Origin of the sequence: Flagellimonas ochracea, from assembly GCF_009903685.1 — a bacterium.
GTDB lineage: Bacteria > Bacteroidota > Bacteroidia > Flavobacteriales > Flavobacteriaceae > Flagellimonas > Flagellimonas ochracea.
Window position 1 is genome coordinate 444,638 of the sequence record NZ_JAAABI010000001.1, and the last position, 15,535, is coordinate 460,172.

Genomic DNA, 15,535 nt, shown 5'->3' on the forward strand with positions numbered 1-15,535 from the left:
AATGCTCTGCGGCAAAAACATTCTTTTGGGTATTACCGGGGGAATTGCCGCGTATAAGACCACATTTCTTGTACGGTTGCTTATAAAAGCCGGTGCAGAGGTCAAGATAGTCATGACCCAAAGTGCTGGCTCTTTTGTTTCTCCACTTACCTTGGCCACATTATCCAAAAATCCAGTGTTGACGGATTTTGTGAACGAGGAATATGGCAGTATCTCTTGGAACAACCATGTGGAGTTGGGCCTTTGGGCGGACCTCATGATCATTGCCCCGGCAACGGCAAATACCCTATCTAAAATGGCAAATGGCGTTTGTGATAACTTGCTGTTGGCCACCTACTTGTCAGCCAAATGCCCTGTTTATTTTGCACCTGCGATGGATTTGGACATGTACAAACACCCTTCAACCAAGGCATCAATGGATAAACTGGAATCTTTTGGCAATGTGATGATTCCAGCTGAAAAAGGAGAACTGGCCAGCGGTCTCCATGGAGAAGGCCGCATGGCCGAACCTGAAAATATTATCGAGTTTATTAAAAACGACTTGACCAAAAGCCTTCCCTTAAAAGGGAAAAAAGTACTGATTACTGCAGGACCCACACATGAAGACATTGACCCCGTTCGATTTTTAGGCAACCGTTCCACTGGTACAATGGGGTACGAACTGGCCAAAAAAGCGGTATCACTTGGAGCAAAAGTAATTTTGGTATCTGGCCCCACCCACTTGAACCTGGAGAATGATTCCATTGTTTTGATACGTGTTACCTCCGCTCAAGAAATGTATGCAGCTTGTCACAAACATTATGACGATGTGGATATTGCCATAGCCGCTGCTGCCGTAGCAGACTATAGGCCCAAAGAGGTTTCCGCCACAAAAATTAAAAAGCAGGAAGGAGAACTCCACATTCAATTGGAGCGTAACCCAGACATTTTAAAATCTTTGGGAGAGAAAAAGACCCATCAATTTTTAGTAGGCTTTGCTTTGGAAACGGACAACGAATTGGAGAATGCCAAAGGAAAGCTAAAGCGCAAAAACTTGGATGCCATTGTGCTCAACTCGTTGAAAGATATTGGAGCAGGCTTCGGACAGAGCACCAATAAAATCACCTTTATCGATAAGAATTTGGACTTATCCACGTTTGAACTAAAGACCAAGCCGGAAGTGGCTTCGGATATTTGGAAAGAAATCATCTCCAGGATTCATGCGTAAACTTTTTTTACTGTTTTTCTTATTTGGTTTTTATGTTGCTTTGGCACAAGAACTTAATTGTGTGGTAACGGTTAATTCCGATCAAGTAGGACAGACCAATCAGCAAATTTTTAGGACCCTGGAGCGTTCCCTCAACGATTTTGTGAACAAAAACAAATGGACCAATAGGGTGTATCGAGAGAATGAACGCGTCAATGCACGTATGTTCATCACTGTGACCCAGTACGAATCTGACCGTTTTGAGGCCAATATTCAAATACAATCTTCAAGACCCGTATACAACACGTCTTACGAAAGCCCCGTCTTCAACTATAAAGATGACGCATTCAACTTTCAATACCAAGAGTTTGAACCTTTGGTTTATAATCCCAACTCCTTTGATTCCAATTTGGTTGCGGTCATAAGTTATTATGTGTACATCATGCTCGGGTTGGATGCCGATACCTTTTCCCTAGAAGGTGGTGACGAGTACTATCGATTGGCCCAGAACATTGTAACACAGGCACAAAGTTCAAATTATGCAGGATGGAACCAAGAAACCGGGGAGCGTACCCGTTTTGAACTGGTGGATAATTTGCTGAGCAATTCCTTCCGTGAATATCGCATTGCGCTTTACAACTATCACAGAAAGGGATTGGACATACTTGGTGATAACAACAGTACTGGAAAGCAAATTATAGCAGGAAGTCTGCGGCTGTTCGAAACCTTGATCAGCAGAAGACCCAATGCCTTTTTAATCCAGACTTTCTTTGACGCTAAAGCAGAGGAAATACAAAATATTTTCTCAGATGGCCCTAAAGTGGATATCATAAAACTAAAGGAGACGCTAAACAAAGTGGCACCCTTTTATTCCAATATCTGGAACGAAATAAATTACTAGCCCATTTCTGCAAAGTGCTATATCTTTACGGAGAAAATCTTCGGCTTTGCTTACAAATCTTTCCATCAAGAATTACGCACTGATAGATGATATCGATGTCCAGTTTTCGGATGGTTTTACCACGATAACTGGAGAAACCGGCGCAGGCAAGTCCATTTTATTGGGTGGACTTTCATTGGTGTTGGGTAAGCGTGCTGACTTATCTTCCCTAAAGGATGAAACCCAAAAATGCATCATTGAAGCCGAATTTGACATCTCAAATTACAGGCTGGAACCTTTTTTCGAAGAAAATGATGTTGATCATGAAGATAGGACCCTATTGCGGAGGGAAATCCTTCCAAGTGGAAAATCAAGGGCCTTTGTCAATGACACACCCGTTACACTTGATATATTAAAAACGTTGGGAGGTCAGTTGGTCGATGTGCATTCCCAGCATCAGACGTTACAACTTACCGAAAACGAGTTTCAGTTAAAGGTTGTGGATGCCTTGGCGGAAAATACGGAACGATTAAAAAACTACAGAAACCAGCTTGAGGAATTTCTAAAAGTTTCCAAGGAATTGCAGGGATTGATTGATTTCCAATCGAATGCGGATAAGGAACAGGATTACAATAGCTTTTTGTTGAAAGAATTGGAAGCTGTGCATTTAAAGCCTGGTATTCAGGAGGAATTGGAGGCCGAATATGAACAATTGAACAATGTAGAGCAAATTATGGAGCAGCTCTCTTTGGGGCACCAATTGTTACAGCATGAAGAAATAGGTGTTCTGGCCCAATTGGCCAATCTGAAACGGGCCATGCAACAATTGGCAGATTTTGGGCCCGACTATCATGCTTTGAACGAGCGTATTCAGTCTGTGGTAATTGAAATGGATGATATTTCCAATGAATTGGAACAGTTGACGGATACCGTTGAGGCCAATCCAGCACGATTGGAAACCGTTAACAGTCAACTGCAACAACTTTATGACCTTCAAAAAAAGCATCAAGTTGGTTCGGTAGATGCACTTATCCAAATCAAAGAGGAGCTTTCACAAAAAGTGGATGATGTCGCCAATATTGAATCAAAGATTGCGAGCAAAAAAGCAGAGGTCAACCAGATGACCGAAAAGCTTGAGGAAATGGCCCTGGAGATTAGAAATGCCAGAAATAAGGTGATTCCTGAACTCAAGGAGAGGTTGCAGGTAAACCTAGTGCAACTGGGTATGCCTTCAGCTTCGTTTTATATTGAGGCCAAACCTTCAAACACCTTTAAGACGAACGGAAAGGACGATCTAATCTTCTTGTTTTCTGCCAACAAAGGCTCCAATTATGGTGAACTGAAAAAGGTGGCTTCTGGCGGGGAACTGTCAAGAATTATGCTGACCATCAAATCCATTTTGGCTTCCTATGAACAATTGCCCACCATGATGTTCGATGAAATCGATACGGGTGTCTCGGGAGAAATTTCCAACAGAATGGGAGAAATCATGCAAGAAATGAGCAAGAACATGCAGGTGTTCTCCATTACCCATTTGCCCCAAGTGGCATCCAAGGGACAGCATCAATTTAAAGTATATAAAGAAGAACATGAATCAGGGACCAGTACACGGATGAAAAAGCTGAGTGAAAAGGAACGTGTACAGGAACTTGCCGAAATGTTGGGAGGCAAAACTTTATCTGAATCGGCCTTGGCCCATGCAAAGCAACTTTTACAATAGATGGGGATTGGCAACAGGAGAATAATCGAAACTTAAAAATAGAATAGATATCTTTGTCGCAGGACAAACAACAGGAAAAACAACTATGGCTTACAATCTTTTAAAAGGTAAAAAAGGAATTATTTTTGGAGCATTGGATGAAAACTCAATCGCTTGGAAAACAGCGGAGCGGGTCCACGAAGAAGGAGGAACTTTTGTATTGACCAATGCGCCCATCGCCATGCGAATGGGACAGATAAAAGAATTGGCAGCAAAGACCAATGCTGAAATTATTCCGGCTGATGCCACCAGTGAAGAAGATTTGAAAAACTTGGTGGACCAAGCCATGGAGATTCTTGGTGGAAAGTTGGATTTTGTCCTGCATTCCATAGGTATGTCCGTAAACGTAAGGAAAGGACGGGCCTATACCGATGAAAACTATGATTTTACAACCAAGGGCTGGGACGTTTCGGCCCTATCTTTCCACAAGGTTATGCAAACCTTGTACAAAGCCGATGCTATGAGCGAATGGGGCAGTATTGTCGCATTGACCTATATGGCGGCCCAACGTACTTTTCCGGATTACAATGACATGGCCGATAACAAGGCCTATTTGGAATCCGTTGCCCGTAGTTTTGGCTACTTCTTTGGCAAGGAAAAGAAAGTTAGGGTGAACACCATTTCCCAATCACCTACGCCCACAACGGCAGGGCAGGGGGTAAAAGGCTTTGATGGTTTTATCACTTACGCCGAAAAAATGTCGCCCTTGGGAAATGCAACCGCCGACGATTGTGCGAACTACACCGTTAGCCTATTTTCCGATTTAACCAGAAAGGTGACCATGCAGAACCTATTTCACGATGGTGGCTTCTCCAATACGGGAGTGAGTCAAGAAGTAATTGATGAGTTCACCGATTAACAAATAAAATTTTTGTGGGAAGCCATCCAATCTTGGGTGGCTTTTCTGTTTTGATATGAACACTTCTTTTTCCATAATCGTACCTGTATACAATCGACCTGAGGAAATTAGGGAACTGTTGGATAGTTTGGTCCAACAAGATTTTAAGTTGGAGTACGAAGTGGTCATTGTGGAAGATGGTTCACAAGAAAGTTCTGAGGATGTGGTGAAGAAGTTTCAGAATGATCTTCAGATTTCCTACTACTATAAGGACAATTCAGGGCCTGGTGATTCCAGAAATTTTGGAATGCGAAAAGCCAAGGGGAATTACTTTATTATTTTGGATTCGGACTGTATTCTGCCCAAACACTATCTAACCGAGGTTGCAAAAGAATTACAAGATAACTTTGTGCATTGCTTTGGAGGCCCCGATGCTGCAGAAGAATCCTTCACCATCGTTCAAAAGGCCATCAATTATGTGATGACATCGTTTTTGACCACCGGGGGTATTCGCGGAGGGAAAAAGGGTGTGGGCAAGTTTCAGCCCCGCAGCTTTAATATGGGTATATCCAAATCAGTTTTTGAGAAAGTAGGAGGATTTGGTCAAATTCATCCAGGCGAAGACCCAGATCTCACTTTTCGTATTTGGAAGGCGGGATTTGAATCTAGACTGTTTTTGAACGCCTTTGTCTATCACAAAAGGAGGATTGATTGGAACAAGTTTTATATTCAAGTCAACAAATTTGGAATGGTCAGACCCATATTGAACCAATGGCATCCTGATACGGCGAGGCCTACATATTGGTTTCCCACCTTGTTTGTTTTTGGACTGATGCTGTCCTTGGGGCTTCTACTTTTTGGGATCGTTTTGCCCGCCATATTGTACATAGCGTACTTTCTGCTCTTGTTTTCGGATGCGATATTTAAGACTGGAAACCTGGTGGTAGCCTTGCTTGCTGTGTTTGCGGCCCTTGTTCAGTTCACGGGATACGGTTTAGGTTTTCTAAAATCGACAATCTTACTTACTTTTAATAAAAAGGAGCCAGAAGAACTGTTTCCAAAATTGTTTTTTAAGTTGAAATAAGACGTGTTTAAAAATTTGTTGCGCAACCTCAATCAAAAAAAAGTGAAGGTATTTTCACTGTTTTTGGTATGCTCTTTTTTAGCGTGGTTCTTAAGCAACCTTTCTGAACCCTATGAATCCAGATGCGACTTCACCTTGAACTATAGAAATCTACCAGACACTATGCTATTGGGAAAGAATGCGGTCAGTTCCATGGAGGCCAAAATTCGGACGAGTGGCTTTCGATTTTTATACTACAACTTTTTCACCAAACGATTGGACATAGACGTTTCCCAGGCAACAGTTGAAAACGGGGCGTATGTCATTGAGGAAGAAGTATTGAAAAAACAAGTTGACGGACAACTCTCCCAGAACATTTCCCTGCTGGATTTGGATAGAAGACAATTGGTTGTGGATTTGTATCAGGTAGTATCCAGGGAAATTCCAATCAAGCCCAACCTGAACATCCAATTTCAACAAAACTTCCTCTTGGAGGGCCCGCTGGAGGTCGTTCCATCCCACGTTACAGTAAAAGGCCCTTCGGCTGAGATAGACACCTTGGTGGTGATTGAAACATCTCAAATGGAATTAACCGACGTATCCACCAGTTTCTCCACAGAAGCGACCCTAATTTTTCCGAAAGGCCTGGACAACACCATTTTTTCCGAGGGAAGAGTAAAAATTTCAGGAAAAGTTGCTAGGTTTTCAGAAGAAGTATTCACACTTCCCATCAAGGTAGTAAATTCTCCTGAGGGATACAGGGTAAAAACCTTTCCCAATACCGTATCGGTCCTCTGTAAGGCCACGCTCGACCGACTCAAGGAGGTTTCGAAATCGGATTTTGAAGTAGTTGCAGATTATGGCCAATTGGATGGTTCGGCCGAAAACATGCTGTATTTGGAATTGAAACAATTGCCCAAAAATGTTTATGATGTCAGACTGCTTGAAAAAACGGTTAATTTTGTTTTGGAACAGCAATGATCACAATAGGACTGACAGGTGGAATAGGAAGTGGCAAAAGCACGGTGGCCCAAATGTTCAGGGAACTCGGTGTCCCCGTTTATGATTCCGATGCTGAGGCGAAACAGTTGATGACCACTTCTCCCGATGTTAAAGCGGGCATTATTTCATTACTTGGTGAGCAAGCGTACGATGAAAATCAGTTGAATCGAGATTTTATAGCCAATAAGGCTTTTTCAAACAAGGATATTTTAGAAAAACTGAATGCTATTGTGCACCCTGTGGTTAGGGAACATTTTTATCAGTGGCGTAAAGAGCAATCGGCACCTTATGTAATTCAGGAATCGGCGCTGATTTTCGAGAATGGAATACAGGACCAGTACGATTTGGTAATACTTGTAACAGCACCCCTTCAAATGCGTGTGGAGCGGGTTGTGGAGCGGGATCAAGTATCACAGGAAAAAGTCCATTATAGGATAAAAAATCAAATGGACGATCAACTGAAAATTGAGCTTGCGGATTTCCTCATTGAAAATACCGATTGGGAGGCAACCCAGAAAAAGGTCAATAGACTTCATACTACCCTTTTAAAGCTAGCCGAGCCTAGATTTTAACATTTTTGTTAAGGTTAGGTTAAACGATAAAAGGCCTAAATGTTAAATTTCTAATTTTGTTTCGATGAACAAGAAGCTATTTGTTCTTCTGGTCATTTTAATGAGTTTATCCTTGATAGGGATAATTTTTGTTCAGGTATATTGGATCAGAACATCCATTAACGACAAAGAAGAGCAATTCTCGAGAACAGTAACGGACATACTGGACAAAGTGGCCAGTAGAGTGGAGAGGAAGGAGATGAAAGAGTATTCAGACCGTTTGGCTTCTCTGGTAGATAGCTTAGGACAACCAAAAACCACTCAGTTCAGAAATTTTTTATTTGTTGATCGTGATCTGAATTCAGACGAAATACTCTTTTATTCCCATGGAATTTTAGAAGAAGATTACAATATAACATCTACGTTCTTTGATAATATTGAAAGTGAGGATGATACCACCACTTTTAAAAATTACACCAGCAAGCGCACCAAAACCATATATAAAGAAGAATATGGACTGGATGGCAAAAGTTATAGCTTAACCCCCATCCAGAAAGCCGAGAAGATTGGAGGACTATCAAAAATTGATAAAGCGGCTTGGGAAGATGTGTTCATGGAATACGCAAAAACCAGACCACTGCACAAAAGAGTTTCCAATCAAGAGCTGGAATTGTTGTTGAGCCAAGAGCTGAAAAATAGAGGGATAGACATCGACTACGAATATGGTGTCTACAGTCAAGGATATCCTACTAAGGTGCGTTCAAAGAAGTTCAAGTTTTCTCAAGCCAAAATGTACAAGGCACCCATTTTTAAAGATAGTGAGGGAAATACCAACTTTTCGTTATTGCTGACTTTTCCTAGAATGAAGAAATTCCTTTTTAAGTCCATCACAGGAATGGCACTCTTGTCATTGATTTTTACATTGGTGATCATGATTGCATATTCAAGTGCCATTTACCAGCTGATCAAGCAAAAGCAGATATCGGAGATCAAGTCTGATTTCATCAATAACATGACACATGAGTTCAAAACACCGATCGCGACGATCAATCTAGCTGTTGAAGCCTTGAAAAACCCCATTGTTGTGGAAGATAAGGAAAAAGTTCTCCGTTATCTGGGAATGATAAAGGACGAAAACAAGCGTATGCACGCACAAGTTGAGAACGTACTGCGTATTTCTAAATTGGAAAAAAACCAATTGGATATCAGTAAGGACAGGGTAGATGTGCACGAGCTGATAAGTGATGCTATTGCACACATTGAATTGATTGTGGCGGATAGGGGAGGATATGTTAAATCCTATTTGAATGCGGAACGAGCAGAAATCTTGGCCAATGATATGCATATGACCAATGTAATTGTGAATGTTCTGGACAATGCAGTAAAATATTCTCCGGAATCACCAAAAATTGAAGTGCACACGGAAACTGTAAAAAATAATATCATCATCAAAATTCAAGATCAAGGAGCTGGGATGAGCAAAGCGGTTTTAAAAAGAGTTTTTGAGAAGTTCTACCGCGAACATACAGGAGACATACACAACGTAAAAGGTCACGGTTTAGGCTTGGCCTACGTAAAACGAATTATAGAAGACCATCAGGGAGAGGTCTATGCGGAAAGTGAAAAAGGAAAAGGAAGCACTTTCTTCATAAAACTCCCCTTAATTTAGAAAAAGAACCATGGAAACAGAGAAAAAGAAAATACTATTGGTAGAGGACGATCCCAATTTTGGAATTGTCCTAAAAGATTATTTGTCCATGAACGACTTCGATGTTGTATTGGCCAAGAATGGAATGGAGGGTTTTGAAAAATTTAAGAAGGACAACTACGATGTCTGCATTTTGGATGTAATGATGCCCTACAAGGATGGATTTACATTGGCTCGGGAAATACGCGAGAAGAATGAAAATGTGCCCATCATTTTCCTTACAGCCAAAACCATGAAAGAGGATGTGCTTAAGGGATACAAAGCAGGGGCTGATGATTATCTCAACAAACCTTTTGACTCAGAAGTGCTTCTAATGAAGCTTAAAGCCATTCTTCAAAGAAAAGCATCCAACTCCTTGGCAGACAGTAAACAGTTTGAATTCGAAATAGGAAATTTCCATCTTAATTCGAAGCTTCGCTTTTTAACCTATAAGGATGAAGAGCCCATTAAACTTTCTCCAAAAGAAAATGAGTTGTTGCGTTTATTGGCCCTGCATGAAAACGACTTGATGCCCAGAGAACTGGCATTAACCAAAATTTGGAGAGACGACAATTATTTCACATCACGAAGTATGGATGTCTATATTGCCAAGTTGCGAAAATATTTAAAGCGTGATGACGTAGTAGAAATCCTTAATATCCATGGTGAAGGCTTTCGACTGGTTGTCAAGGCCGAAAACCAATAAAGATTTCATTTCAAAATAGAAAACCACCCCAAAAGGGTGGTTTTTTTCATATATACCAATTGTTTTCTTTACCAAATATAGACCCGGTCTTCCGGTGCTAGGTACATTTTATCTCCTTCCTTAATGTCGAAGGCATCGTAAAAGGCTTGTATGTTCAACAAGGGTTGAATGGCCCTAACCTGACCCGGGGAATGGGGATCTGTTTTGATTTGTGTCCGTAAGGCTTCATCTCTAATTTTGGTTCTCCAGACGGTGGCCCAGGACATAAAGAAGCGTTGCTCTGGGGTGAAACCATCAATGTTTTCTGGTCTTCCATTCTCAGCAAAATGGCGTTGTAATCCGTCGTAGGCGCCCAAAACTCCACCAAGGTCACCGATGTTCTCACCCAAGGTGAATTTACCATTAACAAATACATCGGGAAGCACTTCTAGTTTATCATATTGAGATGCCAGAGAATCCCCGCGCTGCGTAAAAGCGGCCAAATCATCCTCGGTCCACCAGTTTTTCAGGTTGCCATCTGAATCAAAACGGGAACCACTATCGTCAAAGGCGTGCGATATTTCGTGCCCGATTACTGCACCGATTCCTCCATAATTAACAGCTTCATCAGCCGTGTAGTTGTAAAATGGCGGTTGCAGGATTGCCGCTGGAAAAACAATTTCATTGTTCAATGGATTGAAATACGCATTCACAGTTTGTGGAGACATTCCCCACTTACTCTTATCCACGGGCTCTCCAATATCTGCCAGATTATCTTCTACCTGCCATTTATCTACGGCTACCATATTATCAAAGTACGTCTTGTCTGCGGAAACCTCCATAGTGGAATAGTTCTCCCACTTGTTTGGGTAAGCAATCTTTACAGTAAACTTGTCCAGTTTTTCAATAGCTTTTAGCTTGGTGGAGTCCCCCATCCAATCCAATTTTTTAATACGGTCTTTATAGGCCTCAATAATGTTGGCAATCATTTTTTCCGCCTTAGCCTTCGCTTCTGGCGGAAACTTGGCATCAACATACAACTGCCCCAAGGCTTCACCTAAGGATCGGTTCACCGTTGCAAGTGCTCTTTCATCTGCAGGACGCTGCTTTTCGGCTCCTCTCAAATATTTACTGTAAAACTCCCAATTGGCTTTCTCAATTACTGTGGTAAGCCGGTTTGCAGCATTGTTGAATGTATCCCAACGCACTAGGGTTTTAATGTCTTCAATGGGTGTATTTTGTAAAAAATCGTTCAGCACTTTGGTATAATCCAATTGGGTGATCAAAATAGTGTCGAACTCCTTGGTAGCACCAATATCCATAAGCATCTTTCTAAGGTCTATGCTGCTTAACATGGCGTCAACCTCGGCGATGGTCCTCGGATTGTTCAAATTACGGGCATCACGTCGTTCTACTTTGTTCAATCTCGGTTCGGCCAATTGCGTTTCCAGTTCAAGAATTTTTTCTGATGCAGCTTTTGCATCTTCTTCACTATCCCCCAATATCTGAAGCATCTTTACAATGTGGTTTTTGTACTCTTCACGGATTTCTTTGGATTTGTCATCTTGCTCCAAATAGTAGTCACGCTCGGGAAGCCCCAAGCCATTGGGACTTAGATAAACAGCGTTCATGGCGCTATTGTTTAAATCGGCGAAAGTGGATACACCAACAAACGGCGAGGATACCGAGGGATTGGTGGCCAGTACAGTTTGAAGATCGTTCAGGTCTTGAATGCTGGCAATGGCATCTAGAGCTGGCCGCAAGGGAGCCACTTCAGCCTCATTCCGAGCGGTGGTGTCCATTTTAGTGTCAAAAAGCGCTATGGCCTTGGCCTGATCTGTGGAGGCATCGTACTTGTTGCTTTCTTTGGCATCGGATATTATCTGGAGCACATCGGCATCGGTGGATTTTCGTAGTACCGAGAAACCTCCCCAACGGGTCCGGTCTTCTGGGATTTCGGTGGTTTTCATCCAGTTCCCGTTTACGTAATTATAAAAATCTTCTTTTGGACTGACCGTAGTGTCCATATTTTTCAATACGATTCCAGGTATTTTCTCAACTTCGGTCGTTTCTTTTGGTTGTTCTTTGCAACTCCCCAGAATAATCAAAGAAGCTGTTAAAAACCATACTTTTTTCATTTTAAAAACAATTAAATTAGTTATAAATAAGACTTGTTGGGGCATGATATGTTACGCTCTAGATCCAAAAATTTTGACAATATAATGGATATGCTTCTCTTTTTATGTTAAGTTTTGGCAAATCATCATTAAAATGATGTTTTATTGAATTTTCATCAGTATATCGGAAACCAATTCTTCGGGTGTTCGGTCTATGAAAATGGTAATGGCATCTTTTGGGACTTCAAGTGTGTCAAACTGGGATTGTAATAATTTTGTTGGCATAAAGTGCCCTTTTCGTTCTTCCATTCTTTTTTTGATGAGTTCCAAAGAACCTTGCAGAAAAATAAACTCCATCTGATCGTTCATTTGATTTTTCAGAATTTCCCGGTAAGACTCTTTTAACGCCGAACAGGCGATAACGGCACCGGAGAGCTCGTGATCCAAGGCCAACTGATTCAATTGCTTTAACCATCCTTCCCGGTCCGAGTCGTTCAACGGAATTCCAGCACCCATTTTTTCAATATTCGATTTAGGATGAAAATCATCTCCATCAAAAAAGGGTACATTCAATTTATTCGCAAGTAATTTGCCAATGGTCGATTTCCCTGTTCCACTTACACCCATTATCACCAATACCGGACTTTTAAGTGGCATGCTCCATGCTTTTTAATCGTTCCATAATCAATTTCAGTATGTCCTCCTGTTTAGCATCATGGTCCACCCACAAGATTTCAGGATTTTTTCTTAGCCAAGTGAGTTGTCGCTTAGCAAAACGTCGTGTGTTCTTTTTGATTTCGGAAATGGCAAAATCCAACGTATATTTTGCGTCCATATAGTCAAAAAGTTCCCTATAGCCTACTGTCTGTAGTGCATTTAAATTTCTTTGAGGATAAAGTCTTTTAACCTCTTCCAATAGACCCGCTTCCATCATTTGGTCCACCCGAAGGTTGATGCGTTCATATATTACCTCACGGGGAGCATGTAAACCAACATACAGATGCTGAAACGGCCGGGGTTCTTTTTTTTGGTTCAAAAAAGATGAGTAAGGGCGATTTGCTGTTATGGAGACTTCCAATGCCCTGATCAATCGGTGGGGGTTTTCCAGGTCTACAATCTTGTGATATTCTGGATCATATTTTTTCAGATCTTCTTGCAGACTGACCAATCCATGCTCTTTTAATTTGAGATTTAGTGCATCCCGTAATCCAGGTTTTATTTTGGGAAATTGATCTAAACCCTGAATGACTGCATCAACATAAAGCCCGCTGCCTCCCACGAGGATCACAATATTTTGGTTCTGAAATAATTCATCCAACTTATCTAAAGCCTCTTTTTCAAAATCCCCGACCGAATAGGAATCCTGAATACTTTTATGTTGAATAAAATGATGTGGAACTTGATTCAGCTCTTCTGCAGAAGGTGCTGCAGTACCAATCTCCATTTCCTTGAAAAACTGTCTGGAATCGGCTGAAATAATCTCTGTTTCAAAGTGGTTGGCCAAAAAGATTCCAAGGGACGTTTTCCCAATGGCCGTCGGGCCAACAATGGCAATCAGTACTTTGTTGCTCATAGCGGCTCCCCACAATTGTAGCAATGGGAAGCATCGTCCCTATGTCCCTCTGCGGTGCAGTTTACGCAGCATTGTGTATTTATGTCCACATGAGGTATATGCTGCTTGACCTTGTTTTGTTTTGAAAATTCAACGGTTACTATACCTGTTGGCACGGCAATAATTCCGTAACCCAATATCATAATGATGGTGGCGAAAAATTGACCCAGAGCCGTCTGTGGGGCAATATCACCATAGCCTACCGTAGTAAGTGTCACAATGGTCCAATAGATGCTTCGAGGAATACTGGTGAAGCCAGCTTCATCGCTCTCGACTATATACATTAGGGTACCTAAGATTACCGAAAGTATGAGGACCACGTAGATGAAGACCGCAATTTTCGTCCTGCTGGCCCTAAGGGCTGATTGTAATTGTGAAGCTTCACCGATAAACTTCACCAATTTCAGAATCCTGAAAATTCTCAACAAGCGAAAAGCGCGAACGGCCAAAAGTACCTGCGATCCTGCCAAAAGATAGGATAGGTAAAGGGGAATGGTGGAAACGAAATCAATAATGCCATAAAAGCTTAAGATATATTTCCAAGGTTTCTTTACGCTTATGATACGTGCAATATATTCAAAGCTGAAAAATATAGTAATCACCCATTCCAAGGCCAAAAGAATTCCATGGTAGTTCTGATCTACTTCCTTAATGCTTTCCAGCATGATCAAAACCACACTTAAGATGATCAAGACAAAAAGTAAAATATCGAATACCTTGCCCGAGGGAGTATCTGCTTCATAAATTATTTCATGAAGTTTACTTTTCCATCCCGAATGTATTTTATGCTCTTTCAAAGTGAAGGGCTTAGGTCTAAAACTTTGAGTCTATGGTTTTTTCTCAAGTAAGATTCAATGATAAATGTAGTGTTTTCATCGCCAGACATGGGAGTGATTATTGATTCTAATATATGAATATTATTGATTTGATGGTTGAGTTCCATAAATCCAAAACCCTTAAGCTTTCCATTTTTGATAAGTACCAGGCCTTTTTCCCCCGTTTCCCTTCCTTTATCCAGTAGCACCATATTCTTGTTTCTAATACTGTATTTCTGTAATACGGCATGGATTTTTTGATTGTATTTTGCAGCATCCTGAATGTCTGAACAACCAGCGGTGCATGGGCTCTCCTTGTGGAAGCACGAATCCTGAAGCCCAAATGAGCTAGGGCAGATAGCAAATTCTTTGCTGACCCTTTTCAGAAAGCTCATCGCGGACGGAACACCATTAAATCCGATTCTCTCCGCTTCTAGAAATTGACTTTTGATAATCTCGGCCACCCTGTGGGGCTTTCCATTGCTTGAAAAGTTGAGGGTATGGGAAAAAAGCTTTTTCTTGGCAATATTATTATGTCTCGGCCTGTTTTTCCTGAGCTCCTCGTATTCCTTCAAAATCGCAACCAACTCACTTCCCGTAAGTTCATAGCTTACTTTTTTGGTTTGTTTTTGGAGCTTACGGGCCAGAACACCCAGATTGGTAAAATGCTGGTTGACCCTTTTCTTGATGTTTGTGGTCTTTCCGAGGAAAATGATTTCCCCGTCTTTGTCATGCATATAATAGACGCCAGTTTCCGCAGGTAGTTCAGATATGATATCCAATTGGTTGGGTGAGAGTTCACCATGTTCTGCTTCTCGAACAACTTCTTTTAGAATGTCTTTGCTAGTATCCTTGCCCAAAAGCAATTTAAAAAGTTTCAGAGTAGCTATGGCGTCTCCATTGGCACGGTGTCGATCACTCATGGGAATGCCCAACGAACGGACCAGTTTCCCCAAACTATGCGATTCTGCATCGGGCAACAATTTTTTGGATAAATCTACCGTACAGAGTGTTTTACGGCGAAAATCATATCCTAACCGACGGAACTCCGTGCGAAGTATTCGGTAATCAAATTGGGCATTGTGGGCCACAAGTGTGGCTCCTTCGGTTATTTCCACAATCCGTTTGGCCACTTCATGAAACTTGGGTGCCGAACGGAGCATTTTGTTGTTTATTCCTGTGAGTTTGGTGACAAAGGGCTGAATTTCACGCTCAGGATTCACCAAACTCATGAATTTATCCACTACTTGGCGACCATCGAACTTATGGATTGCGATTTCCATGATACCTTCCTCGTTGTATTTTCCTCCGGTGCTCTCGATGTCCAGAATGGCGTACAT

14 protein-coding genes are annotated in these 15,535 nt (G+C 41.5%); 9 read left to right on the plus strand and 5 right to left on the minus strand.

Translation table 11 applies throughout. The features are described from left to right. The first annotated feature begins 1 nt into the window (after window position 1). From coaBC to GTQ34_RS02195, 9 genes are all read left to right on the plus strand, one after another. Window positions 2–1,207: a bifunctional phosphopantothenoylcysteine decarboxylase/phosphopantothenate--cysteine ligase CoaBC gene (gene coaBC / locus GTQ34_RS02155; protein ID WP_166522114.1), complete on the plus strand. Its 1,206-nt coding sequence runs from the start codon at window positions 2–4 to the stop codon at window positions 1,205–1,207. After that, window positions 1,200–2,087, plus strand: a complete 888-nt coding sequence (gene porD / locus GTQ34_RS02160; protein WP_166522115.1) for a type IX secretion system protein PorD — start codon at window positions 1,200–1,202, stop codon at window positions 2,085–2,087. Before coaBC ends, porD begins: the two co-directional genes overlap by 8 nt. Window positions 2,088–2,133: 46 nt before the next feature. Continuing rightward, window positions 2,134–3,786 carry a DNA repair protein RecN gene (gene recN / locus GTQ34_RS02165; protein ID WP_166522116.1) on the plus strand — a complete coding sequence of 551 codons (1,653 nt, stop codon included), beginning with the start codon at window positions 2,134–2,136 and terminating at the stop codon, window positions 3,784–3,786. A gap of 85 nt (window positions 3,787–3,871) precedes the next feature. Then, entirely contained in the window at window positions 3,872–4,684 is an 813-nt protein-coding gene (locus GTQ34_RS02170) for an enoyl-ACP reductase FabI (RefSeq protein ID WP_166522117.1), read from the plus strand. A 55-nt stretch (window positions 4,685–4,739) separates the two neighbouring features. After that, window positions 4,740–5,747, plus strand: coding sequence for a glycosyltransferase family 2 protein (locus tag GTQ34_RS02175; RefSeq protein WP_166522118.1), 1,008 nt, complete (start codon window positions 4,740–4,742; stop codon window positions 5,745–5,747). Window positions 5,748–5,789: 42 nt separating this feature from the next. Continuing rightward, entirely contained in the window at window positions 5,790–6,707 is a 918-nt protein-coding gene (locus GTQ34_RS02180; protein ID WP_166522119.1) for a YbbR-like domain-containing protein, read from the plus strand. Continuing rightward, window positions 6,704–7,300 carry a dephospho-CoA kinase gene (gene coaE / locus GTQ34_RS02185; RefSeq protein WP_166522120.1) on the plus strand — a complete coding sequence of 199 codons (597 nt, stop codon included), beginning with the start codon at window positions 6,704–6,706 and terminating at the stop codon, window positions 7,298–7,300. The genes GTQ34_RS02180 and coaE overlap by 4 nt, the downstream gene beginning before the upstream one ends. A 64-nt stretch (window positions 7,301–7,364) precedes the next feature. Next, the gene (locus tag GTQ34_RS02190) at window positions 7,365–8,948 is read left to right on the plus strand and encodes a sensor histidine kinase (protein ID WP_166522121.1); all 1,584 of its coding nucleotides are present in this window, start codon (window positions 7,365–7,367) and stop codon (window positions 8,946–8,948) included. A 10-nt stretch (window positions 8,949–8,958) separates the two neighbouring features. Continuing rightward, window positions 8,959–9,672: a response regulator transcription factor gene (locus GTQ34_RS02195; protein WP_166522122.1), complete on the plus strand. Its 714-nt coding sequence runs from the start codon at window positions 8,959–8,961 to the stop codon at window positions 9,670–9,672. 68 nt (window positions 9,673–9,740) lie between these two features. On the opposite strand, the gene GTQ34_RS02200 is transcribed toward GTQ34_RS02195, so the two are convergent. From GTQ34_RS02200 to GTQ34_RS02220, 5 genes are all read right to left on the minus strand, one after another. Further along, the gene (locus GTQ34_RS02200; RefSeq protein ID WP_166522123.1) at window positions 9,741–11,789 is read right to left on the minus strand and encodes a M13 family metallopeptidase; all 2,049 of its coding nucleotides are present in this window, start codon (window positions 11,787–11,789) and stop codon (window positions 9,741–9,743) included. A 141-nt stretch (window positions 11,790–11,930) separates the two neighbouring features. Next, the gene (locus GTQ34_RS02205; RefSeq protein ID WP_166522124.1) at window positions 11,931–12,425 is read right to left on the minus strand and encodes a gluconokinase; all 495 of its coding nucleotides are present in this window, start codon (window positions 12,423–12,425) and stop codon (window positions 11,931–11,933) included. Then, entirely contained in the window at window positions 12,415–13,341 is a 927-nt protein-coding gene (gene miaA, locus GTQ34_RS02210) for a tRNA (adenosine(37)-N6)-dimethylallyltransferase MiaA (RefSeq protein ID WP_166522125.1), read from the minus strand. The genes GTQ34_RS02205 and miaA overlap by 11 nt, the downstream gene beginning before the upstream one ends. Next, window positions 13,338–14,177 carry an ion transporter gene (locus GTQ34_RS02215; protein ID WP_166522126.1) on the minus strand — a complete coding sequence of 280 codons (840 nt, stop codon included), beginning with the start codon at window positions 14,175–14,177 and terminating at the stop codon, window positions 13,338–13,340. The genes miaA and GTQ34_RS02215 overlap by 4 nt, the downstream gene beginning before the upstream one ends. Continuing rightward, a complete protein-coding gene (locus GTQ34_RS02220; protein ID WP_166522127.1) occupies window positions 14,174–15,535 on the minus strand; it encodes an exonuclease domain-containing protein in 1,362 nt (453 codons plus the stop codon). The genes GTQ34_RS02215 and GTQ34_RS02220 overlap by 4 nt, the downstream gene beginning before the upstream one ends.

What these genes read in the sequence shown, in the direction of transcription:
- GTQ34_RS02190 (WP_166522121.1), top strand. Translation starts at nt 7,365, where the DNA reads ATGAACAAGAAGCTATTTGTTCTTCTGGTCATTTTAATGAGTTTATCC.
- miaA (WP_166522125.1), bottom strand. Translation starts at nt 13,341, where the DNA reads ATGAGCAACAAAGTACTGATTGCCATTGTTGGCCCGACGGCCATTGGG.
- GTQ34_RS02175 (WP_166522118.1), top strand. Translation starts at nt 4,740, where the DNA reads ATGAACACTTCTTTTTCCATAATCGTACCTGTATACAATCGACCTGAG.
- GTQ34_RS02195 (WP_166522122.1), top strand. Translation starts at nt 8,959, where the DNA reads ATGGAAACAGAGAAAAAGAAAATACTATTGGTAGAGGACGATCCCAAT.
- GTQ34_RS02200 (WP_166522123.1), bottom strand. Translation starts at nt 11,789, where the DNA reads ATGAAAAAAGTATGGTTTTTAACAGCTTCTTTGATTATTCTGGGGAGT.
- coaBC (WP_166522114.1), top strand. Translation starts at nt 2, where the DNA reads ATGCTCTGCGGCAAAAACATTCTTTTGGGTATTACCGGGGGAATTGCC.
- GTQ34_RS02220 (WP_166522127.1), bottom strand. Translation starts at nt 15,535, where the DNA reads ATGTACGCCATTCTGGACATCGAGAGCACCGGAGGAAAATACAACGAG.
- GTQ34_RS02205 (WP_166522124.1), bottom strand. Translation starts at nt 12,425, where the DNA reads ATGCCACTTAAAAGTCCGGTATTGGTGATAATGGGTGTAAGTGGAACA.
- coaE (WP_166522120.1), top strand. Translation starts at nt 6,704, where the DNA reads ATGATCACAATAGGACTGACAGGTGGAATAGGAAGTGGCAAAAGCACG.
- GTQ34_RS02170 (WP_166522117.1), top strand. Translation starts at nt 3,872, where the DNA reads ATGGCTTACAATCTTTTAAAAGGTAAAAAAGGAATTATTTTTGGAGCA.
- porD (WP_166522115.1), top strand. Translation starts at nt 1,200, where the DNA reads ATGCGTAAACTTTTTTTACTGTTTTTCTTATTTGGTTTTTATGTTGCT.